This window comes from Candidatus Omnitrophota bacterium, assembly GCA_003598025.1.
In the GTDB taxonomy this organism is placed as follows: Bacteria; Omnitrophota; Gorgyraeia; order Gygaellales; family Profunditerraquicolaceae; genus Profunditerraquicola.
In genome coordinates this window covers 183,844-206,730 of the sequence record QZKH01000002.1, presented here as the reverse complement: position 1 = coordinate 206,730, position 22,887 = coordinate 183,844, and the positions used below count along the sequence as shown (strand labels likewise).

Sequence of the window (22,887 nt, the reverse complement as noted above, 5' to 3'; positions counted from 1 at the left end):
TTACTTCTTCCAGAGCGTACCAAAATATACTGCATTACTGCCTAATTCCTGCTCTATCCTGAGAAGCTCATTATATTTGCATATCCTGTCGGTACGCGACAAAGACCCTGTTTTTATCTGGCCACATCCGGTAGAAACCGCCAGATGCGCGATAGTAACGTCTTCTGTCTCCCCTGAACGATGCGACATTACGGAATTATACTTGTTTTCTTTAGCCATGTTGACGGTCTCAAGGGTCTCGGAGAGCGAACCGATCTGATTGACTTTAACTAGTATAGCATTTCCGATCTTTTCATCAATACCTTTTTTGAATATAGACGGATTAGTTACAAAAATATCATCTCCAACCAGTTGGAGCCTGTTTCCGAGTGCCTGGGTCATATTCTTCCAGCCAGACCAATCATGTTCAGAGAGGCCGTCCTCAATGGAGACAACAGGGTATTTCTCTATCCATTTTTTATAAATAGATATTAAATCTTGGGAAGTCTTTTTTGCGTTTTCAAATGTATATGCACCGTCTTTATAAAAAGAGCTCGAGGCACAATCCAAAGCCAGGGATATATCCCTGCCAGGCCTATATCCGGCCTTCTCAATAGCTTCTATGATAAGTTCCAAAGCCTCTTCGTTAGACTGCAGATTAGGCGCAAAACCTCCTTCATCCCCTACGGAAGTAGACAACTTTTTGGATTTTAGTATCGACTTCAGATTATGGAAGACTTCGGTAGCATACCTTAGAGCTTCACTAAATTTAGGCGCTCCTATTGGCATTATCATAAACTCCTGTATATCCAGGTTATTGTCAGCATGCAAGCCGCCGTTAAGTATATTCATTAATGGAACTGGCAGTATATTAGCTTTTTCTCCCCCTAAATATTTATATAAAGGTATGCTTTTATCTAAGGCAGCTGCTTTGGCAACAGCTAAAGATACCCCGAGTATCGCGTTTGCCCCCAGCTTTGACTTATTATCTGTTCCGTCCAGCTTGAGTAAAGCCTCATCAATCTTCTTATAATCCGGCTCCAATCCCTTTATCCTGGAAGATATTACATTATTTACGTTATTTACTGCCTTAAGCACGCCTTTACCCATGTATCTTTTTTTATCTCCGTCCCTCAGCTCCAACGCCTCGTTGTCTCCGGTTGAAGCCCCTGAGGGGACTGCCGCTCTGCCTAAGATACCGTTATCCAGCACAACATCAACCTCAACGGTCGGGTTCCCCCGGGAATCCAGGATCTCCCTTGCTATTACCTTAACTATCTTTGCCATATCAATTTCTCCCTCTGATTTGTTTGTAGTGGTTGGTGGAAAGTATATTATACATATAAAAGTAAGCTGGTCAAGAAAAGAATTGACTTGGCCATTTTAATATGTTATTTAATAAGGATACAAAGGAGTAATTATGGATTCTAAAAAGCTGAAACTTTACTGGAAGCTTCATTGGATAAAAATACTTCTCGTAAGCATACTATGCGTTTTCGGTGTATCAGTGGTTATTTTTATTATAACCGGCATTAAGGCCTGGAACGAATCAGAATCGTACTTAAGGCAGTCCCAATTAGCCATGATACCCCTTCAGCTTTACCTTTCCATAGTGACTGCCCTTATCTTCGGCGTAGTATATACCTTCCTCATGTACTGGCTTTATTTTAAAAAAGGTGCACAGTCTTTTACCCAAAAACAGAAAAAATCCATTGACGGTAAAGAATTAGGCATCACCTGGACCGATGTTATCGGTATGGATGAAGCAAAAGAAGAAGCGCTGGAAGTCGTTAAATTAATTAAAGACCGCGCAGAACTCCAAAGAGTAGGCGGGAAAATCCTTAAAGGCATACTGATGATAGGCCCTCCCGGATGCGGAAAGACATATCTTGCAAAGGCGATAGCAACCGAAGCGGGATTACCGTTTATCTCGATGTCTGGTTCTGAATTTGTAGAGATGTTTGTTGGTGTCGGTGCAGGCAGAATACGCAGTTTATTCAAGCAGGCACGGCAATTAGCGGAATTTGAAGGCGGCTGCATTATCTTTATCGACGAGATAGATGCTGTCGGAGCCCAGCGTTCTACCGATAAAGGCTTCGGCGGCCAGACTGAATTTAATACTACCGTAAATCAGTTACTGGTTGAGATGGATGGCTTAAAGGAAAAGGACCTAAATGTGATAGTCATAGGCGCAACCAATGCCCCAGAAAGCTTCCTCGACCCTGCCTTGATCAGGCCAGGCAGGTTTGACCGTAAAATCCACGTTGATCTCCCCGGATTAGAAGACAGAGAAAAATTATTTGATTATTACCTGAAAAAAGTAAAATACGATAACAGGGATATCCATATACAGCGCTTAGCAAGAATAGCTGTCGGCTATTCCCCGGCTGATGTAGCAAATCTTATCAGGGAAGCAGCCCTTATTGCGGTAAGAAGAAAGAAAAGCCTTATCGGCATGAATGAGATTGAGGAAGCCAGGGAAAGAATAACCCTGGGCATCAAGCGAAGAATCAAAATGAGCAAAGAAGAAAAACTCCTTACAGCCTACCATGAATCTGGGCATGCCATAGTCACATACCTGCTTGCTCCTTCAAAAGACGTATTTAAAGCCACTATCATCCCGCGGAAAAATACCGGCGGCGCTACCTGGATACCCGAGAAGGAAGAAACTTTTATTAAAGACGAGAAAGATCTGCTGACAGAGATAAAGATAGCGCTGGGAAGTTATGCTGCAGAAAAAATTAAATTCGGCTTTACTTCAGCCGGGGTTGACAGTGATTTTCAGGTCGCCTTAAGCAATGCGCATAATATGGTCTGGCGCTGGGGCATGGGAAAATCAGGCATGGTCGGAAATTTCGGAGCGCTACTTGCTTCGCGGCCGGGGCAACCCATGTTACTATCCGAAGAAACCAAAGCCAAGCTGGATAAAGATGTCCAAGATATACTCCACTCCTGCCTTAAAGAGACAGAGGAACTCCTTGCTGCCGAGATTAATCTTCTAGACAGATTTGCAAACGAATTATTCCAGAAAGAAGAACTTAATTACGATGAGATCGAATCGATATTCAAGGAGCTTGGCAAGGCTCGCTCTTAATTGTTTTATCGCGATAATCTCTGCCATTGCCATTTCCGGATGCACTTCTTCTACAGAACCCACCTATTTAAAAAAAGACGTTGAAAGAGCCTTACAAGATATCCTTAATAAGGAATACTCAACCCAGGTCACTGCCAAATTAACCGGCCAAACACTCTGGGTATACCTCCCGGTAGAAGATATATTTGTAAAATCCGACAAACCACAGAAATATATCGAAAAATTCGAAATAAAAAATAATACAGGTAAAATTGAGAATAACATTATTACGCTAGAATACCTTATTCAGCAGGTGCCGGAAAAAGAAAAGATTGATGAGTATAAATTCAATAAGGAAATCCAGGATAAAATTACTAATGTAATGAAAACGCTGAGAAGAATAATATTCAGCATAGATAATAAAAAAACAAAGGCACCGGATTTTTACTGCCTGGTTGTCGCGGACACAAAAAATGGGATAATATTACAGCAGACATTTTACCAGCTGGACTTCAAGAAAGCCTATTATGATTTTATCTCCTGGACAGAGTTTCAGCACAGGATAATCCAGATCATCGAGAGCATCCCCGAAGTAACCGGAAATAAAGACGGCACCGGATATAACTTCTATGAAATCAGCATGCCGGAATTTATATTAACGCAGATAACCAACCGCATAAAGCTTAAATTCCAGAAACCAGAGGTAGAAAAAGGCGCCGATATCGAGAATGAGATCCTTAAAGTCGTAATCAACACAATAAAGATCTATGAATTTAGGGATTTTAATGAGGTGGAATTAGTGAACCTGGCGACCAACAACAAAACCATACTGAACCAGCCTGCCATCAGGGCGAAATTCAACGATAAACTATTCTGATCTTCCTGCCGGAAATTACCATGCGTTTATTCAGGAACATATTTATTGCTTCGGGATAAAGCCGGTGTTCCAACTTGTGTATGCGGGACTCAAGCGAGGCTAATGTATCCTTAGGCCTGATCTCTACAGGCGCCTGCAATATCACCGGTCCATGGTCCATCTTCTCATCTACAAAATGCACCGTAACGCCAGTCAGCCTTACCCCATAATCAAAAGCATCCTTTATCGCATGTGCGCCCTTAAAAGAAGGAAGTAGCGAAGGGTGTATATTTATAATACGGCCTTTATACAGCTTCACAAAATCATGGCTTAACATTCTCATAAAACCGGCTAATACTATGAGCCCGATTTTATTCTCTTTAAGATGTTTGATGATCTTAGCTTCAAAATCTTCTTTTGAGTCAAAAAGCTCGCGCTTAACCAGCGCTATTTCAACTTTCGCTCTCCTTGCTTTCCGGATTACTTGCGCTTCTTCGTTATCACAGACTAAAAGCCGCAAATTTGCTTTTATTTTTCCGGTTTTTACGGCTTTAGCTATAGCCGAAAAATTAGAACCTCTTCCTGAAGCAAAAATTGCGATATTTATCATAACACTACTCTCCTTGTGCCTTTGTCCGCCAGGATTTATTTTCTTTTATAGCTATACTCTTAGTCGGGCAGACCTTAAAACATTGGCCGCGGTTATCGCAGAGAGAATAGTCTATAATAGAAAGGTTGTTCTCTATTCTAATCGCCTTTACGGGGCAGGCCTTTTCGCATTTCCGGCAGGCAATACAGCCGACTGAACAGACATCCATAACTTTCTTACCCATATCAAGCGATTTACAACGCACGGCAAAATTCTTGCTAACGCTTACAAGAGAAAACAACCCCTTGGGGCAGGCCGCAACACACTTGCCGCAGGCAGTGCACTTGTCTTCATTGACTACCGGTAAATCCTCGGTGCTCATTTCAATGGCGCCGAAAGGGCATACCTTGGCGCACGTACCATAACCAATACAGCCGTATACGCAGGCCTTTGGCCCGGACATTACGATATTTGCGGAGATGCAGTCTTGAATGCCTACGTAATCAAATTTATTCTTTACCCTTTTGTTACCACCATGACAATGCAGTACCGCTGCTCTTTTTATTTTTACAGTATGCTCTACGCCTAATATCTCAGCGATTTCTTTCCTGACTTCCTGCTCGGTAACCGCACAACGGTCTATTGTACATGTACCCTGGATCAATGCCTCAGCAAAGCCCATGCATCCGGGCATGCCGCAGGCCCCACAGTTGGCACCGGGAAGTTTTGAATAAATCTTATCCAGGCGCGGGTCAACCTCAACGCAGAATCTCCTGGAAGCCAAAGCCAGTAATATCCCAAAAACAAGGCCTAAAATAGTAACTATCAAGACAGGTATTAAAATATTCATTCTAAAATTTTCCCTTCGGGAATTTCATATCAAGAAACCCCGTAAATTCTATAATACTCAGCGGGAGAATCCCGCAAAACCCATAAAAGCAAGGCTCATCAATGAAGCAATAACAAAAGCAATCGGCACCCCCTGCATACATTTCGGGCTCTCAGTCAGTTCTAACCTCTCTCTTATGCCGGACATAAGGATTAATGCTAAAAGGAACCCTATGCCTCCAAAAAATGCCTGTGCTACTGAATAAACAAAGCTCCCGGCAACAGCCTGCCCCTTTATAAAGAAATCATCGATATTAAGTATAGTAACGCCTAAAACAGCGCAGTTAGTTGTGATTAAAGGCAGATAAATACCCAAGCTCCTATACAAAAGAGGTGAATGCTTGCGTATAACCATCTCTATGAACTGGACAAAAGCAGCTATGACCAATATAAATGTAACGGTACTAAGATAAGGAATATTAAATTTAAGCAGCACAAAATTATATAACAACCAGGTTATGGCTGCAGAACATGTCATAACGAATATTACGGCAAATCCCATTGAAAGGGCTGGCTTTGTTTCTTTGGATACGCCAAGAAACGGGCATAACCCTAGAAATTTCGAAAGAATAAAATTATTTATAAAAACCATACTGATCGCTATGGTTAAAATTCTGCCAAAATCCATTTTAACAACAGCCTCCCTTCTTCATCGCAGGCCTTCCCTTTCTTAACCTGATAAAATTAGTTATCCCGATAAGTATCCCGAGAGTAAGGAGCGCTCCGGGGGCAAGTATTAAAGTTATAGCCGGCTCGTATCCAGGGATAACCTTAATCCCAAAGATGCTCCCGGCACCTATAATCTCACGAATCAAGGCTATGGTACTAAGGCCTATTGTAAAACCTATCCCCATACCTATACCGTCAAATAACGAAGGCATGATTTTGTTTTTTGAAGCAAATGCCTCTGCCCTTGCCATTATTATGCAGTTTACGACAATCAATGGCACAAATATCCCCAATGCCGCATCAAGTGCCGGCAAATATGCCTTCATGACCAATTCACATATCGTAACAAAAGTAGCGATAACGACAATGTATGCCGGAAGGCGTATTTTATCGGGTATAAAGTTACGGATAGAAGAAATAATCGTATTGGAGCCGATCAAAACAAATGTAGCCGCAGCCCCCATACCTACTGCATTAACGACTGATGTGGATACTGCCAGCGTTGGGCATAATCCTAACACCAAGCCAAAAGTGGGATTCTCAACTGTTATACCCTTCATTAACTCCTTAATAAGCTTTTTCATTTTACTCCGTAAATCCTGGGCCTTACATACCTGTCTATCAAAGGCACTGCCGCATTCATAATCAGGATTGAATAAGAAACCCCTTCAGGATAACCTCCAAACCTGCGTATAATAAATGTTATTACGCCGCAGCCAAAACCGAATATTAACTGCCCCTTGGATGTTAAAGGAGTAGTAACATAGTCAGTGGCCATAAAAAATGCGCCCAAAATGAGGCCGCCTGAAATAATGCTGAATAAAATATCACCTTTCATAAAACCCTGAGGGCTGAATAAGAAACTTAATAATGCCACTGTTGATATGAAGCTGGCCGGGGTATGCCACCATATATAACCTTTCCATAACAGGTATGCTGCGCCTATAAGTAGTGCTATTATGCATACTTCACCCAGGCACCCGCCTCTATTGCCGATGAATAAATCCAGGTAAGAAAGGCCTAACTGTGAAAATGAATCTACTTTTGCTTCTTTTAACATAGCAAGCGGCGTAGCAGAAGTCACCGCATCAATGTCAAACGGCTTTACAAAGCTGGTCATATGTTTAGGCCATGAGGCAAGCAAAAACGCCCTGGCAGCCAAAGCCGGGTTGAAAATGTTCTTCCCTAAACCTCCAAAGAACTGCTTACAGATAATTATAGCAAACATCCCTCCTACAACCGGTAACCATAGCGGCACTGAAGAAGAAAGATTGTATGCCAATAATAATCCTGTAAGGAACGCTGAGCCGTCACTTACGCTTACTTTTCTTTTCGTCATCTTCTGAACGGCGGCCTCAGTGATCACGCAGCTCAAAACCGATGCTACTATTACTTTCAATGCAGAGATGCCGAATATAGCAACTGAAGCTATACCTGAAGGCAATAAAGCAAAACATACTGCCCACATTATCTTTGAAGTGTTGTCATCTCCGCGAAGATGCGGAGAAGTGGAAACTATAAGCCTATTTTGCATTAATAAGTTCTTTCTCCAGCTCGGGCTTAAGCTGCGTCAGGTAGTTCTTTACCGCCCTTATTACAGCGCTTGAGGATATAGTTGCGCCGGTTATGGCCTGTACATTATCAATGGAAGCGATGTCCTTGCCTTTAAATTGGCCTATAAATGAAGGTTCTGATACCCTGCTCCCTAAACCCGGCGTCTCATTCGCAGAAATTATGACAATATCAGTTATCTCCAGCTTTTCATTCAAACCAGCCAATATCTCAATGACCGAAGAGTATCCTTTACCTTCGGCCTTGATTATAAAACCTTTTATTTTATTATCCTGGCCGTATGCTATATAATAATTTGTTTTGTCTTCTTTGGTATGAGGCTTGAATACGCTGGCTTCCGGCATAATCAGGCTTAATGCCCCTGTTTCCTGCTTCAGGCGCTGTTTTTCTATGTTAGGCTCAGTTACGGCATTAACAACAGCCAATACGCTGCTTGAAACCAGGCACACAATACCCAGGATAACACCATATTTAAGCATTTCTTTCATCTTGGCATCCTCAATTTTGCATATTTGACTAACTGCACAATATTTATTTTCTGCGGACAGACATAATTGCATACGCCGCATTCTATACAATCAAGCACCCCGTAAATCTTGCTTAGTTCCCATTTCTCATTCTCTGAAGCAACTGCAATCATGCACGGCATAAGGCTTACCGGGCACTGCTGCACACACCTGCTGCAACGGATACAATCAGACGCAGGACTTGATACCCTGTCTGCTTCTGACATAAAGATTACTCCGTTAGTGCTTTTAACCACCGGCACATCCAGATTAGCCTGTGCAATCCCCATCATCGGCCCGCCGAAAATTATTTTACTCGGCTCTTTCTTGAAGCCACCGCAGAAATCTACCAAATCCCTTATAGGAGTGCCTATTCTTACAAGCAAATTTTTAGGGGATGCAATGCAATCTCCGGTAATAGTCACCACTCTTTCGTAGAGCGGCTTATTAAGATAAACTGCCTCATATATTGCATAGACCGTAGCTACATTATGCACTACGACCCCGATATCAAAAGGGAGCTTTCCCCTGGGTACTTCTTTATTGAGGATATTCTTTATTAACTGCTTTTCTCCTCCCTGGGGATAAAATGATTCTATCACTTTTAGCTTGTAAGAAGTGCCATTCAACCGTTTTTCTACAGCCTCTATAGCTTCGGGCTTATTATTTTCTATCGCAAAATAAACCTGTTTAACATTAAGGCATTTTGCAACAAGGCCTATCCCTAAAATTATCTGTGCGGCTTTTTCAATCATCAGGCGGTTATCCGAATTAAGGAAGGGCTCGCATTCGGCTCCGTTAATAATGAGGGTATCTACTTCTTTTGCCGGATGGAGCTTTATATGTGAAGGAAAGCTTGCTCCCCCCATACCTACAATGCCTGAATCAAAAACCGCCTTTATTATGTCCGCTTCGGTTAAGCTGCTTACCTCATTATCGCTACGTAATATATAATCCCGGCGGCTATTCTCCATATCCGTCTCTATGACTATTGCCTTGGCCACGCCTAAAACCGGATGCATCCAATCATCAATAGCTAAGACCTTGCCTGCGACAGAAGCATGTATTGGCGCCCAGACATGCGCCTCTGCCCTGCCGATAACCTGCCCTAAAGATACACTCTCCTGAGGCTTAACGATAGCAGTGCAATGCTTGCCTAAATGCTGGCTCAATGGTATATAAACCTTCTTTGGAAGCGGGGTTGTTTCTATGCCTAAGTGTTCTGTGTGCTCTTTGTTTTCTCTTAATTTAACCATTTTATCCTACTGTGAAATTTCAAGGTAACCGTACCTAAAATACTTAAAGTGACTCCGACAGCAGTAAGTATATATACTTCCGGAATGTGCTCGGCAAGCATACTGCTTAAAAACATAAACAATAAGAAGCCTAAATGCATGACTATCTCTAAAGAGCTGAATATTTTGCCCATCATTTCATTATCGCTGGCATTATGCACTATTGTGTTGGAGGCGATAATAATAGGGGCGATTAAAAAACCTAACGCAGATGACAAAATCGCCGCTACAAAGAATGACGGAAAATGGTTTAAGGTGGTAGCAAAAATCATCAGCATTATACCACTTAATATTAAAGAAATAAAAATAATTTTGTAATGGGATATCTTCTGGCCGAATCTTCCGTAAATAAGCGACCCGGCAAATAGGCCTATCCCCAGGAACATTATCAAAAGCCCCAGGTCTTTGGTAGCAGAATTGAGTGTTTTCTGGACAAAAACTATCACCACTACATATACAGAACCAAGCGCAGCCCATAAAGCAAAACTTACCCATGCAGTAAACCGGATCTCCTTACTCTTAAAAAAATAAACCAGGCCCTCTTTTATCTCCTGGATAACTGATTTGCGAATAGCCTCCACTATATCCTTGCTTACGCTCTTTATACCTATACCAGGCGAAGACTTCTTAGTAATAAAAAATATTAAAGAGCCTGAAATAAAAAAACCTAAGGCATCAAGATAAAATCCGCTTTTTGCCCCCAGCCATTCAACCAGGATTCCGCTGACGCCAAAGCCAAGCACAGCTGCAATCATACCGGTAGTGTTTACTAGAGAATTTGATATCAGAAAGTCCTTCTTGTCTACCAGGTCAGGGATTATAGACATTTTGGCCGGGACAAAAAACCTGCCAACACAAAAAATTAAAAATACCATAATATAAATCGGTATGAGGCTCTTTAGGTAAAACAAAAACAGCGGTATGGCCAAAACCAGCAAACCCCTCAGCAGGTCGCTAATATATAAAGTGCGCCTCCTATCCCACCTGTCAACATAGACACCGGCTATCGGGCCTATCAAAAAAACAGGGATGATCGTGAACGAAAGGATCTTGGCTATTTCCACGCTTGAACCAGGGGCCCTGAGGTATATGAAGCCTATCAAAGCCATTTGCCCGAGCCTGTCCCCAAGCTGCGAAATGATCTGGCTCAAACAAAGCAGAGAAAAATTGCGATTATTTATTATTTCCCTGAATTTTGACATATTTTAAGAAAGCCGATGAGAGGATTTGAACCTCCGACCCGCGCTTTACGAAAGCGCTGCTCTACCAACTGAGCTACATCGGCATAGATATACGCTGTTCTACCAATCCCGACGCTCCATCAAATTAAACAAGCTACGGAGGTCGGGACTCCGACTGCGAATGAAAAGAGCACGTCGGAGCTGAGCTACGCCGGCAAACAACGATTATCAGCTAAAACGCACAAAACCGGATAATTATATGTATTTTGACTATTAAATTATATCAGTAATTGACTATTAGTCAATAATTGGTCGATTGGTCCATGGTTCATGGTTCATGGTTCATAGAATGGGGAGCAGCTAGTCACAAGGGCACCATACGCACTACGCTATACGCAATACGTTCAGTGAGCTATGAACTATCAACTATGAACTATGAACTAATAAATTCCATTGACAAACTGCAATAAAATGCTATAATTTTTTAGTAAACGAAAAAAGCAAATGAGTAGAAATGTAAACCGTAAAGAATAGAACTAGCACATATATATTCTTTGCGGTTTTTTTATTGCGCCGAAGGGGGTGAAATTTAAGCATGTCAAAGGGTAAAGTAAAGTGGTTCTCGAACCAAAAGGGTTACGGTTTTATAACTACCGAAAACGGCAAAGATGTCTTTGTCCATCACAGCGCCATAAAGGGCGAGGGATATAAAACCTTAGCTGAAGGCCAAGAGGTAGAATTTGATATCACCCAGGGGCCAAAAGGTGAACAAGCTACTAACGTGACTAAGCTATAATTAGTTAGCGTATAAATAGCAGCATAAAAAACCGCTTCTTTTGAAGCGGTTTTTTATTTATTTGCCTAAATAAGGTTTGTGTGGTCAACGATAATTGCAGAAATTAAGCGGAATTGAGAAATTCAAGCCCTTCAGATGCACAATAACTGCCTGAAGTTCATCTTTTTTTGCAGAACTGACTTTTATTTTTTCCCCTTCGATTTGCGCCTGCACTTTGAACCCAAGGTTCTTTATTATTCCGGTAAGCTCTTTTGCTTTCTCTTTGTCTATGCCCATGCGTATCTCTAAAGTCTGCCTTATCTGGTCGCCAAAGGCCTTTTCAGGGTCATTAAACTTAAGCGCTTTAAGCGAAATACCTCTTTTGGCCATCCTGGTAGCCAGTATATCGGTAAGAGAACGCAATTTAAAATCATCCTCTGCGATTAAAATTATTTTTTTCTCTTTCCTGTCGTATTCGATAGTTGCCTTGCTCCCCTTAAAATCATAGCGCTGGCTTAGTTCTTTAAGCGCCTGATTTACTGCATTATCCATCTCCTGCAAGTCTACCTCAGAAACAATATCAAAAGAGAAATTTGCCATGGCCTTCTATTTCTTAGCTTTACCCTGGGCAGCTACTGCCTCCATTGCTTTCTTTACTTCTTCAGGGTCTCCTAAATAATAATGCTTAATTGGTTTTAAATCCTTATCTAATTCATAAACAAGAGGCATGCCAGTGGGGATATTTAGATGCACTATCTCTTCATCAGAAACCTTATCAAGGTATTTGACTAAAGCGCGCAGGCTATTGCCGTGAGCGGCTATTATAACACGCTTGCCTGACTTAATTGACGGGGCGATTGTTTCATGCCAATATGGCAGAAAGCGGATAACGGTATCCTTAAGGCATTCTGTCAATGGTATATCTTTGGGATCCATATCCTTGTAACGCGGGTCTTTTTTAGGAGAACGTTCATCATTTTCTTCCAAAGGCGGCGGAGGGACATCGTAACTTCTTCTCCAGATCAAAACCTGCTTATCACCGAATTTTGCAGCCATCTCTGATTTATTTAAACCCTGCAATGAACCGTAATGCCGCTCATTCAATCTCCAGGAATTTATAACCGGTATCCACATAAGGTCCATTTCCTCAAGGACGATCCACAAGGTGCGTATTGCCCTCTTTAAAACAGAAGTGAAAGCTATATCAAAAATAAAGCCTTCTTTCTTCAGGATCTGGCCGGCTTTTCCGGCTTCTTTAATGCCCTTATCCGAAAGGTCCACATCAGTCCATCCGGTGAATCTGTTTTCCTTATTCCAAGTGCTCTCACCATGGCGCAATAAAACTATTTTATACATGTTAAGCTCCTTAATATTTTTAATTTTATTTAAAGATAAAGGTGTGTATTTAGAAAAAAGTGCCGAGGGGGAGAATCGGACTCCCCCACGCGTCGTTCGTTTACACTCACTCCTTAGGAGTGGGCAAGCCCCCTCCTAACGTCCGCCTCAGGCGTACTGTTCTCCCCCAAACGTGGGGAAACTTTTTCCCCACACCCCTTTTGGCGTGGGGAGACATTAATCCTGTATCTTAAAAAAGTGCCGAGGGGGAGAATCGGACTCCCCACGCCAGCCTTTTCAGGGCTGCGCTCTACCACTGAGCTACCTCGGCAATCTATGAATAATCGTCTATGATCTATGAACTATCAACTATGAACCATGAACTAATATATTTTACACAAATTTCTTATAAAGAAAAGGAGAAAATATTAAATAGCCTGAGAAAATAACAAATATGATTACTTCAGCCGGGAATACAGTAAAACGCAGATAGAACCATATTAAAAACAAGAAAATAACTATTAATACTGCCGCAATAGGGCGCACATAGTTATCCGTCATTTTTCTTATTGCGCTTAAATTCGGGTATTTTATCCTAGAGACCATTAGCACTGAAAGGATAACCACAAGAAAAAGAAATGTTACCGGCGCAGGCGCATCTGCATATCTTCTATATATCAAAATAAACGAAGCTAAAACGCCTCCTGAAGCAGTAGTAGGCAAGCCAAGGAAATAATTATTATGCCGTTGGCCTGAAATGATGTTGTATATCGCCAGGCGCATAACGCTGCAAGAAAGATATATGAATAAAGAAACAAATGCCCAGATGAAAAAATTTCTATATACAAAGATGTAACCCAGGATTGCCGGAGCCAGGCCAAAACATATCACATCAACTAAAGAATCCAGTTCTTTGCCCAAAGGGCTTGATTTAGATATGAACCTTGCCACTTTGCCGTCCAGCCCGTCAAATACTACTGAACATATTATTGCCCAGCAGGCAAAAGTAAAATGGCCTTCTAACGAAAAGACTATTGAGAAAAAACCGCAAAAAAGGCTCAGGAAGGTAACAAAATTAGCTATATTGCTCACTTGGCTTCCTCGACAATCCTGACAAATAAATCCTGGGCTAATGTTAAATTTGGAAAATGGTATTTACGCGCAGATACCCGCAGTTTAATGGTAGAGCTCGTTACCCTGCTAAGCCGGATATAGACCCTGCTTGAATCAATCTCTGCCTCTATATACCCTTTCATATAATCGTCTTTCTTGATATTCCCGCGTATGCGCGATACCAGCAGCGCGGCATTCCATAAAGAATCATAGTCCCGGTCGGTCTCTCCCTGGATCGTATCTTTGCTGACAGCATACATAGCTACTCCGCCGACTGCGGCACCGACTATAAGCGGTGCGCATCCGGAAATAACAGAACATAAAAACATAACCAAGACAAAACAACAAAATATCCTTTTCATTTAAGCACCTTTTTTGTCAAAACTCTTTTAAAACAGACTACTGTCAGATACAATATAGTCCCCCAAGATAAAATTAAAAGTACCCAGCCGGCCAGATTCATCTTATATTCTCCGACGCGGTTATTTTCCTGCTCCAAGCTATCTTAACTAAAATTATCAAAGTAAGCAATATAATAAATAACCCCGCCCTGGTGCTGATTATAAAAGGCATATTAGAAGCAGAAACACCTTTAAGCAGTATTATCGGCAGCCATTCCTGCCAAAACCACATCCCCAGTATTGCAAACAGAAATAAAGGGGTAATGTACTTAATAATAAATTTATAAACCTGCGGCACCCTCATATCTGCGCCTTTATGAATCTCATCCCAGGCTTTTTCCATCCCGAAAATCCAGGCAAAAAGTATAACCTCTATAGTGGCAAAAACTACCAGGAAGAATGTCCCCCCCCAGAAATCCAATTCGTCAACAACGCCGTTTTTAAGGAAAAATATTGCCGGCTGGCATAATAAAAATGATACTACCCCAAATATTGCTACCGCTTTTTTTCTGCCGATATCAAACTCATCTTCAAGAAAAGCGATAGCAGGCTGGGCTAAAGAAACCGAGGAAGTAACGCCGGCTATAAACAAAAGAAAGAACCATAAGAACCCAAACAACTCGGATAAGGGAAGATGGTTAACTATCAAAGGCATTGTGACAAATCCAAGATTAAAAACTCCTGAATTAGCTATCTCTTGTATCTGATAAGGGCCAAAGAATGTGAAGGCTGCCGGTATGATTATACTGGCACCCAATATTACTTCTGCCACCTCATTAGTGCTGGCCGCGCTCAAGCCGGACAAAACTACATCGTCTCCTTTAGAAAGATAACTTGCGTAGGTTAAAATGACACCTATACCTACGCTTAAAGTAAAAAATATCTGGCCTGCAGCCTCAAGCCAAACCTTGGCGGATTTTAATGCCGTAAAATCCGGGTTCCATAAGAAGCCGAAGCCGTTAGAAACATTCCAGTCAGGCTTAAGCGCATCCGGTGCTCCCAGGGTTAATGTACGCACCATAAGTATAAGCCCGCAGAAGAACAAAAAAGGCATGGCGATCTTGCACAATCTTTCTATACCTGACCTTATGCCATAATATATGACGCTTATATTGACGATAAATGTTATGAGAAAAAAGATATATGCGGGCCCAAGGCTATTAAAAAAGATGTTTGATTCAAGCCCCTGAAAACCCCTTAAGAAACTCTGCATAACGCCCTGATCTGCTATGCGGCTGTATTTCCCAACAATCGAGAAAAAACTATAAGCCAGGGTCCAAGATTCTATGTAGGTATAATAAATAAAGATTACCAGCGGGCCGAATATACCTATGACGCCGAAATATTTAATAAATCTGTTTTTCTTTAAAAGGCTATGAAATATTCCCGGAGCTGTGCCGTGCTCAAACCCCCCTCCGAACCGCCCCAGGGTCCACTCTACCCACATAAGCGGTATGCCTAATAAAAATAATGAAATAAAATAAGGGATCATGAAAGCGCCGCCGCCGTTAGAAGCTGCCTTGGCAGGAAACCTTAAAAAATTTCCCAAACCAATGGCTGAACCGGCAACAGCCATAATAACTCCGAGCCTTGAGCCCCAGCTATCCCTTTTTAATCTATTTTTCATACAGTCTGCTTTACAGATACAACTAAATATCCAGATACTTACATCTTTTTTAAAGCTTCTTCAATGAGGGGCATTATGCCTTCGACTTCTTCTTTAGACATCCTTCCAAGTTTGGCATAAATAAAATTTCCCTCTTTATCCTTGACTTCCCTGGTAACCTGAAGTTTCTTTGCGCCTTTATTATAGGAATGGACGCTTATAACAATCTTTGTATTCTCCGATTCCCATTCCTTCTGGAACAGTTGCTCATCAAGACTTGTATCGTACGGCATTTTGCCTCCTTGTTAAACAGTTGTTTTCGGTACCCCTAAATTGCTTACTATTATCTTACCGCAATAACTAAGCCCTATTTTATTACACATCCCGGCTTTTTTCATCATAAAAGTTACTGTCCTGTCGGCTTTTACGCAATCCCCCATGGCCATGCCTGTATCTGCATTCATCCCTGAAGGTAAATCAACTGACAAAACACTGCAACCGGAAGAATTGATTAATCCAATCACATCGGCATAAAGGCCGCCAACCTCATTCCTGAGGCCTACGCCAAAGATGGCGTCAATAATCAAATCGTAAGATGAAATCGTCTTTTTTAAGCGACTTATACTATTGCTGTTTAATTCTGATATTTTTTGCCCTAATTTCTTTAAAATCAAAAAATTTACCAAAGAAGCGCTCTTTAAATTATGCGAGCCTCCTAACATAAAAATATCTGGCTTAACACCCATTGAAACAAGATGACGGCCAGCTACCAGACCGTCCCCTCCATTATTCCCCTTCCCGCAGAAAATTACAACTTTTTTTCTTTTACCAAGCATACGCAGCGCATGATAAGCTACTGCGCTGCCGGCATTTTCCATAAGCAGCAGAACCGGAATGCCGATACGGGCATTAACTTTTTTATCAAATAGCTTGGCTTCGTAAGCGCTCCAAAAACCCCTAGAATTTCTTTCCATGCCTGTAAGGCCTTGTTTTATTGTATTCTATCTTTTTTCTCAGCATTTTATCCAGCTCGATATTCTTTGCTCCGCAATAATCAAATATCCTTATACAACAATCAGCCAGCTCTTCGGCGATGTTATCTTTGGTGCCATGCCCGCGCATAGCTTCCAGGGCCTCCGAAAGCTCGGAATGCATTAAAGCAATGAGTTCTCCGTCACTACGCTGAGCATCCCACCAGCCTTTCTGCCTGGCTATACTATGGCATTCGGTGATATATTTATCTATGTTCCATTTACTTGATCTCATTTGTTTCTCCTTCTGCTTCTTTGGGGTTCTCAATGGCAAAAAATATTTTTTGGGCGATGAATTCTTTTGCATATTTGCTCGGAGAAGATACCTCTATCTGAGTGTTAGCTGCATCTATCCCGGTAAGGAATATGCCCACAGGCGTAGTATCCTCGTAAGAAAGATAAACGGCGATCATTCTTTTTTCCGGATCATCCCTGTAAATATAAGCCCCTATTCTTTTTAAGGTCTTCCTGATTGAGGCATCGCAGGAATTGTAATCAATTTGAAAAGATTTCTTTACTGCTTCTGCTTTACCTTCTTCAAGTATTTTTGTCGATGTGCCCATAACGCCCCTGGTTGCTTCCTTGAGCCCTGCGCAACCTGCCAGGCAGGAAGTAACTACCGATATAACAAATAACGTTAAAAGACGCCTCTTTAACTTTTTTAAATTCCCCCTATTCATACTTCCTCCGTATTTTTGCTATTCATTTACTAGCTGTTTTATTTTTTCAAGATTTGCCCTGGCTTCCTGTTCTCCCCTCTTTGCAAAATCTTCAACCTTATGCAGTTCCAGCCAATAAAGGCCCTTGGTATCCGGATGAAGCACGATATCTGCGAGCTGGGCTTCCTTACCTGCCATTTCGGACTGCATCATCTCTATACTGCTGAAAATAAGGTCCAGTATGTTATTCTTGAATTTCTCTTTTAAATAATTCCTTATACTAAAACCTGCTTTCTTGATACTTTTTACTGCCATACCGTCAAAATTGTTCTTTACGCTGTTATATTGCTTTATGACGTCTTCCTTGGAAGGAGTGACATTTACTGCGATAATCTTGCGCATGCCCATTTTAAACAGTATCTCTGTTGGTAACGGGTTTATCACCCCACCGTCAAGCAATAGCTCCTCTTTGAGCCTGAATGGCGTGAAAACTCCCGGCATGGAACAGCTAGCCATAACTGCGTCTATAAGCAACCCGCTGTTTATTACCCTGGATTCTTTGCGCTTGACGTCGCTGGCGATAATACACAAAGGCAGCCTTATATCATGAAAAGTCTTGTTACCAAGGTATTTTTTGAAAAACCTGTAAAGTTTATTCCCTTTTATAAACCCGAGCCTTGGGAATGTCAAGTCTATAATCTGCCATATAAACTTCGGTTCCTTAAACTCTCTGGCAATAATCTCGGCTATCTCCTCGGCGCTCCTTCCCGTTGCCCATAACGCGGCTATGAGGGCGCCGATGCTCGAGCCTGAAATGACGTCAATAGGGATACCCTCTTCTTCTATTACTTTTAATACGCCTATATGGCAGAAGCCATAAGCAAAACCTACCCCCAGCGCCAAACCAACCTGGCAATCACCGAGATTACGCGAAATACGCCTTACTGCTTTTGAATATTCTGAAAACGGATTATCCAGTATCATTCTCTCGGTAGAGCCAAACTCCATTTTAGGCAGGGTCGCAAATATATCCCCGCCTATGAATTCTTTCTGCTGTTCATAACTCAGCTTGCTGGACTTATATTCATTGATGATGATCTTTATCTTGTTCTCAAGAAAATGGAATTCGGACTTCAGCCTATCAATAAGATGGCGTGTCTTTTCTAAATCAACCTCTTGCCCGCAGGTCAGAATATGGATAAGGTCGGACTGGTTAAGTATATTAAAAACAGCTATATCCATGTCCGTAGGCAGATCCACTATAATATAATTATAATCATTCACCAGAAAGCTTATTATCTTAACGAACTGCTTCAGAAAATACTTATCCTCCGGCTTATAATAAACGCACATCAGGTCTATGCCAAATCTGTTTTTCAGTATATATCCCCCGATTTGGCTTGAATCGGTCAACATCAGCTTGCTTGTATTAAATGGCTTATAGCCAGATGTTATTTCAAACTTATTCGGCAGGCTGTGAATCCCGTCTTCAGGAAAGACCTCAAGGATCATTACCTTCTTTTTTGTTTCTTTACTGAGGCTGAGTGCCAGATTAAGCGAATATACGGTTTTGCCGGCAAGGGAATGCGAGCTAAAAACCGATATAACAGTCGTTTCAAATATAATCTTCTGATGCAAGTCCTTATCTTTGAGCCTACGCGACAAAGAAAGGCTTAAATCTATAGCCAGGCGCGGGATATTTTTAAGAATGAGGTCGAAGTCATCCTTTTTTATCATTAAAAGCAGGCAATCATTAAGCGCCTGCGCTGTAACAGAATGGTTATCACCTGTCAAGAGAGATATGATGCCGAAATATTTTCCTCTGTGAAGATATTCAAGCACGGTCCTATTTTTATCATTATCCAAAGTATAAATGACCACCCTGCCAAAGACAACACAATAAAAAGCGTCGGCAGGAGAATTTTCTTCATATACTATCTGGCCTTTTGTTAGCTCAAGGAAACTGGAGTGCTCCTTGACAAATTCCAGCTCTTCCTTATTTAATCCGGAAAATAAAGGTATATCTTCAAATATTAAGTTTCTGTCTTCAATCTCCATCAATCAAGCTTGTTGGTTTTGCACACCTGTGAATACTTATAAGCGCTTTCTCTGACTTTACGCTTTAATGTAGCATAATCTACCTCTACAAGCCCAAATCTCGGGCCAAAGCCCTTATCCCATTCAAAATTGTCAATTAGCGACCAGTAAATATAACCCATGACTTTGACACCCTGTCTAACGGCCAGATTGATATTATACAAGTGGTCGTGGATAAAGCTCCACCTCAGGTTATCGTCTTCTGTGCAGATCCCGTTTTCGGTAATTAATACCGGTAACCCGAAACATTTCAGACCGCAGAGAATTTTGAAGAGCCCCTCAGGGTATATGTCCCAGCCCAGGGAATTTTTCAAAAGTTTACTATGGCTATTCTGGCAGGTATCCAGAAGTATGTTTTTCAAACTCAAGCCGCCTACCTCAACCAGACTCCTGGAGTAATAATTTACGCCTATAAAATCAAGGGTTCTTTTCCGGCAAAAATAGGCAAGCATATTGTGATTATAAATCCTATCTCTCAAATAGGCGGCTAATATATTTTTCAGGCTTGGGATACAAGGCATAAATGCCTGCATATTCTTTGCTATGCTGACCAGAGGCAAACCAAGGCGGTTTGCTTTATAATACTCGTGGATAAGCCTATAGGTCTTTATATGGGTTAAAGCCAGATTATTAAGTACCTTTTTTGCCTTGCTAAACGACTTTACCTGCGGCGGCCAAGTTCCCTCGATATATGAATAGTAAGAGTAAATAAATGGTTCATTTATTGTAATCCAGTATTTGACTTTGTCCCCAAATGCGTAAAGTAGTTTCTCAACATATTTTATAAAATGGGAGGTGCATTTTTTATCCAGCCAGCCTCCGGATTCTGTAAACCAGGCAGGATTGGTAAAATGGTGCAGAGTGACTATTGGCTCTATATTATTGCGCCTTAATTCCAGGATTACCTGTTTATAATGGTCGATTTCTTTTTCATTAAACTGGCCTATTGCTGGTTCTATACGCGACCATTCTATTGAAATGCGGTGGGCGTTATGGTGAAGTGATTTAGCTAAATTAAAATCTTCCTTATAAAGTTCATAGTGAAGGCAGGCCTTGCCAGATTGGAATTTCAGTTTTCCGGATTTCTCCCATTGCCACCAGTCACTATGTATATTATTTCCTTCGACCTGGTAAGCAGAAGTTGCTGCACCCCATAAGAAACCTCCGGGAAATTCAATCATGGGCTATATTATAACATAATAGGCAGGACTACCCAATAAAAAATCCCAACTAATGTTGGGATAAAAACCGCCGATAAAGGCCAGAGGTACTCTCTGGCTCTACCGTCCTTCGGCAACCCAGCTACCCTACCCATTTCCTCCAAAGCGGGTTTAGGTCTGTGGCTTTGCCTCGCCAACTATAACCTTAAGTCTGGCGAGCTCGCACAAAGTGCGAGGTCCTTATCTTTCGATGCGCAAGCGCTAACTCTGCGCCCGCTTTTACAAAGCGGAAGTTTGCCTTTATCGGCTTACCTCTATATAAAGTATACAGCCTGGAAAAGCCCAATTCAAGGCTAAAATCAAAGCCGTAACAGCAATAATCAGCTCTGAGGGCTTTTCAAATAGTTGGCTAAAACTGCCCAGGTTTTTGGGCCGACTTTTCCGTCTACCTGCAGGTTATTCGCAGCCTGGAAATCCTTGATAGCTTTTTTAGTCATCGGGCCGGATTTACCATCTATAGCACCCTTATAGAAACCCGCTGCCTGTAAGGCTGTCTGTATCTGCTGAATCGACGGCCTATATGGGCCAGGTGGCGGCAATGGCTCTAATTTAGTAATTCCGGGGTTAACGGCTGTGGTACTGGTTAGGGGAACTGCCTCCTTAACCGGCTCGGCAGTTGCAACTGTAGGATTGACCTTTGTTGCATTTTCCTGCATAGCTATATCTCCGAGCTCTTCAATACTGATCGCTTCCTGCGCCTCATCAGCCGGATTCTTCTTGCCGCAGCCGGCCAAAGGCAAAATAAGAAACAAAACCATAACCAAGATAAAAATATTCCTCATCTACCTCCTCCTTTTTCAAATAATGTTACTATATTCTTGCCGTAATTACAAATTAATAATTCACAAACTTCTTAACTTGGGGAAGAAAATACCGGCATAAACAGAAAAAACCAGGCAAATGATACCGCTGAACAAAATCGCATTGCTGACATCCCAGACAGAAGCTAAATACCCTGTTACTAAGTTTCCAAATGGCATCATCCCCGCAAAAGTAAACATAAATATGCTCATTACCCTGCCCCTTAATCTGTCAGAAACCATATCTTGTAACAGCGTGTTTATTATCGCTGTAGCCGATACCGCGCCCCAGCCCAGAAAAACAAGCACTGCTATAGCTAATAGATGCTGGCGTGTAAACGAAAGCAAGATCAGTGAAACTGAAAACATAACCAAAGAGAACAGCAGGAATTTGCCTTTATTTTTAAAATCCCCGAGTTTAGCTAAAAGTAGCGTAGATAAAATAGCCCCAGCTCCTATCGCAGACATAAGTTTACCGAATTCTTTTACACCCGAGCCTAAAACATTGCGCGCAAAAACTGGCATAAGAATAACATAAGATACCCCGAATAAACTGATCACGCCTACGATCGCCACCAAAATCAGCATAATCCTGTTGTCTTTTATATAATATAGCGCCTCTTTTATATCCTTAAGCAATGAATTACCCGTATTTATTTTATCCGGCTTGCCGTTTTTTATCATCATAAGCGCTGCTATAACAGCAATAAAACTGAATCCATTAATATAGAAACACCCGTACATGCCTATGCCTGCCACTAAGATTGCTGCCAGTGCGGGCCCGATTATCCTGCTGGAATTAAAAGCAAGCGAATTGAGCGCCACGGCATTCATAAGATGACTTTTACCGACTAACTCTACCACCATGGCCTGCCTGCTGGGGGCATCAAAAGCCATTACAATACCATTCAACAGAGCAATTATCATTATAAGTTTTGGCGTGATTATCTCTGCCTGGGTCATATAGCCTAATATAAAAGCTAATATCATAAAGGCATTCTGCGTGATAATCAGGATGTTGCGCTTATTTATTCTGTCTGCCAACACGCCGCCGAACAAAGAAAGGAAAAATACCGGTATAAGGTTCAGGAAACTCACCAGGCCCAACAGAAACGCGGATTTAGTCAATTCAAATACAAGCCAGCTCTGCGCAGTTATCTGGATCCAGCTGCCTATAAGCGATATAAACATGCCCACCCAGTATAATTGAAAATTTCTTACCCTTAACGATGAAAACATTTT

General features: G+C 41.7%; 25 protein-coding genes, 2 tRNA genes and 1 riboswitch. Of the genes, 3 read left to right on the top strand and 24 right to left on the bottom strand.

All coding sequences use genetic code 11. The features are described from left to right. Positions 1-1,266, bottom strand: coding sequence for a phosphopyruvate hydratase (locus tag C4533_01290; GenBank protein ID RJP29651.1), 1,266 nt, complete (start codon positions 1,264-1,266; stop codon positions 1-3). Positions 1,267-1,399: 133 nt separating this feature from the next. Between C4533_01290 and hflB the strand changes: the two genes are divergently transcribed. Both hflB and C4533_01280 read left to right on the top strand, forming a co-directional pair. Next, positions 1,400-3,073, top strand: a complete 1,674-nt coding sequence (gene hflB, locus C4533_01285; protein ID RJP29650.1) for an ATP-dependent zinc metalloprotease FtsH — start codon at positions 1,400-1,402, stop codon at positions 3,071-3,073. After that, the gene (locus tag C4533_01280) at positions 3,054-3,929 is read left to right on the top strand and encodes a hypothetical protein (GenBank protein RJP29649.1); all 876 of its coding nucleotides are present in this window, start codon (positions 3,054-3,056) and stop codon (positions 3,927-3,929) included. Before hflB ends, C4533_01280 begins: the two co-directional genes overlap by 20 nt. Here C4533_01280 and purN read toward each other — a convergent pair. From purN to C4533_01235, 9 genes are all read right to left on the bottom strand, one after another. Further along, positions 3,910-4,515, bottom strand: coding sequence for a phosphoribosylglycinamide formyltransferase (gene purN / locus C4533_01275; GenBank protein RJP29847.1), 606 nt, complete (start codon positions 4,513-4,515; stop codon positions 3,910-3,912). The two genes, C4533_01280 and purN, sit on opposite strands and share 20 nt — an antisense overlap. Before the next feature lie 7 nt (positions 4,516-4,522). Beyond that, complete coding sequence (locus C4533_01270) at positions 4,523-5,347, bottom strand: RnfABCDGE type electron transport complex subunit B (protein RJP29648.1); 825 nt, start codon at positions 5,345-5,347, stop codon at positions 4,523-4,525. Positions 5,348-5,404: 57 nt separating this feature from the next. Further along, positions 5,405-6,013, bottom strand: coding sequence for an RnfABCDGE type electron transport complex subunit A (locus tag C4533_01265; GenBank protein RJP29647.1), 609 nt, complete (start codon positions 6,011-6,013; stop codon positions 5,405-5,407). 1 nt (position 6,014) lies between these two features. Beyond that, on the bottom strand, positions 6,015-6,638 hold the full coding sequence (locus C4533_01260; GenBank protein ID RJP29646.1) for an electron transport complex subunit E: 624 nt from the start codon (positions 6,636-6,638) through the stop codon (positions 6,015-6,017). Beyond that, a complete protein-coding gene (locus tag C4533_01255; protein ID RJP29645.1) occupies positions 6,635-7,588 on the bottom strand; it encodes an RnfABCDGE type electron transport complex subunit D in 954 nt (317 codons plus the stop codon). The genes C4533_01260 and C4533_01255 overlap by 4 nt, the downstream gene beginning before the upstream one ends. Continuing rightward, positions 7,578-8,195, bottom strand: coding sequence for an FMN-binding protein (locus tag C4533_01250; GenBank protein ID RJP29644.1), 618 nt, complete (start codon positions 8,193-8,195; stop codon positions 7,578-7,580). Before C4533_01250 ends, C4533_01255 begins: the two co-directional genes overlap by 11 nt. Then, on the bottom strand, positions 8,111-9,388 hold the full coding sequence (gene rsxC / locus C4533_01245; protein RJP29643.1) for an electron transport complex subunit RsxC: 1,278 nt from the start codon (positions 9,386-9,388) through the stop codon (positions 8,111-8,113). Before rsxC ends, C4533_01250 begins: the two co-directional genes overlap by 85 nt. Next, positions 9,376-10,629 carry an MFS transporter gene (locus tag C4533_01240; protein ID RJP29642.1) on the bottom strand — a complete coding sequence of 418 codons (1,254 nt, stop codon included), beginning with the start codon at positions 10,627-10,629 and terminating at the stop codon, positions 9,376-9,378. Before C4533_01240 ends, rsxC begins: the two co-directional genes overlap by 13 nt. A gap of 10 nt (positions 10,630-10,639) precedes the next feature. Beyond that, positions 10,640-10,712, bottom strand: a tRNA-Thr gene (locus tag C4533_01235). 491 nt (positions 10,713-11,203) lie between these two features. Here C4533_01235 and C4533_01230 point away from each other — a divergent pair. After that, positions 11,204-11,404: a cold shock domain-containing protein gene (locus C4533_01230; protein ID RJP29641.1), complete on the top strand. Its 201-nt coding sequence runs from the start codon at positions 11,204-11,206 to the stop codon at positions 11,402-11,404. Between the two features lie 84 nt (positions 11,405-11,488). On the opposite strand, the gene C4533_01225 is transcribed toward C4533_01230, so the two are convergent. The 14 genes from C4533_01225 to C4533_01160 form a co-directional block, all read right to left on the bottom strand. After that, positions 11,489-11,983, bottom strand: coding sequence for a YajQ family cyclic di-GMP-binding protein (locus C4533_01225; GenBank protein ID RJP29640.1), 495 nt, complete (start codon positions 11,981-11,983; stop codon positions 11,489-11,491). Positions 11,984-11,989: 6 nt separating this feature from the next. Continuing rightward, positions 11,990-12,739 carry a 2,3-diphosphoglycerate-dependent phosphoglycerate mutase gene (locus C4533_01220; protein ID RJP29639.1) on the bottom strand — a complete coding sequence of 250 codons (750 nt, stop codon included), beginning with the start codon at positions 12,737-12,739 and terminating at the stop codon, positions 11,990-11,992. A 238-nt stretch (positions 12,740-12,977) separates the two neighbouring features. Continuing rightward, positions 12,978-13,049: transfer RNA gene (locus C4533_01215), tRNA-Phe, on the bottom strand. A gap of 62 nt (positions 13,050-13,111) precedes the next feature. After that, entirely contained in the window at positions 13,112-13,873 is a 762-nt protein-coding gene (gene pssA / locus C4533_01210; GenBank protein ID RJP29638.1) for a CDP-diacylglycerol--serine O-phosphatidyltransferase, read from the bottom strand. After that, on the bottom strand, positions 13,807-14,193 hold the full coding sequence (locus C4533_01205; protein RJP29637.1) for a DUF3568 family protein: 387 nt from the start codon (positions 14,191-14,193) through the stop codon (positions 13,807-13,809). Before C4533_01205 ends, pssA begins: the two co-directional genes overlap by 67 nt. Before the next feature lie 97 nt (positions 14,194-14,290). Next, positions 14,291-15,859, bottom strand: a complete 1,569-nt coding sequence (locus C4533_01200; GenBank protein RJP29636.1) for a sodium:calcium symporter — start codon at positions 15,857-15,859, stop codon at positions 14,291-14,293. A 38-nt stretch (positions 15,860-15,897) separates the two neighbouring features. After that, positions 15,898-16,131, bottom strand: a complete 234-nt coding sequence (locus C4533_01195) for a hypothetical protein (GenBank protein RJP29635.1) — start codon at positions 16,129-16,131, stop codon at positions 15,898-15,900. 12 nt (positions 16,132-16,143) lie between these two features. Further along, the gene (locus tag C4533_01190; GenBank protein RJP29634.1) at positions 16,144-16,812 is read right to left on the bottom strand and encodes an NAD(P)H-hydrate epimerase; all 669 of its coding nucleotides are present in this window, start codon (positions 16,810-16,812) and stop codon (positions 16,144-16,146) included. Continuing rightward, positions 16,796-17,083 carry a hypothetical protein gene (locus C4533_01185; GenBank protein ID RJP29846.1) on the bottom strand — a complete coding sequence of 96 codons (288 nt, stop codon included), beginning with the start codon at positions 17,081-17,083 and terminating at the stop codon, positions 16,796-16,798. Before C4533_01185 ends, C4533_01190 begins: the two co-directional genes overlap by 17 nt. Positions 17,084-17,090: 7 nt before the next feature. Then, positions 17,091-17,549, bottom strand: a complete 459-nt coding sequence (locus C4533_01180) for a hypothetical protein (protein ID RJP29633.1) — start codon at positions 17,547-17,549, stop codon at positions 17,091-17,093. A gap of 18 nt (positions 17,550-17,567) precedes the next feature. Then, positions 17,568-19,586, bottom strand: a complete 2,019-nt coding sequence (locus C4533_01175) for a hypothetical protein (GenBank protein RJP29632.1) — start codon at positions 19,584-19,586, stop codon at positions 17,568-17,570. Next, entirely contained in the window at positions 19,586-20,806 is a 1,221-nt protein-coding gene (locus C4533_01170) for a glycoside hydrolase family 1 protein (GenBank protein ID RJP29631.1), read from the bottom strand. The genes C4533_01175 and C4533_01170 overlap by 1 nt, the downstream gene beginning before the upstream one ends. Positions 20,807-20,914: 108 nt before the next feature. Continuing rightward, a riboswitch (cyclic di-GMP riboswitch) is annotated at positions 20,915-21,094 on the bottom strand. A gap of 71 nt (positions 21,095-21,165) precedes the next feature. Then, the gene (locus C4533_01165; GenBank protein RJP29630.1) at positions 21,166-21,627 is read right to left on the bottom strand and encodes a peptidoglycan-binding protein; all 462 of its coding nucleotides are present in this window, start codon (positions 21,625-21,627) and stop codon (positions 21,166-21,168) included. Positions 21,628-21,687: 60 nt separating this feature from the next. Beyond that, complete coding sequence (locus C4533_01160) at positions 21,688-22,884, bottom strand: MFS transporter (GenBank protein ID RJP29629.1); 1,197 nt, start codon at positions 22,882-22,884, stop codon at positions 21,688-21,690. Between the last annotated feature and the right edge of the window lie 3 nt (positions 22,885-22,887).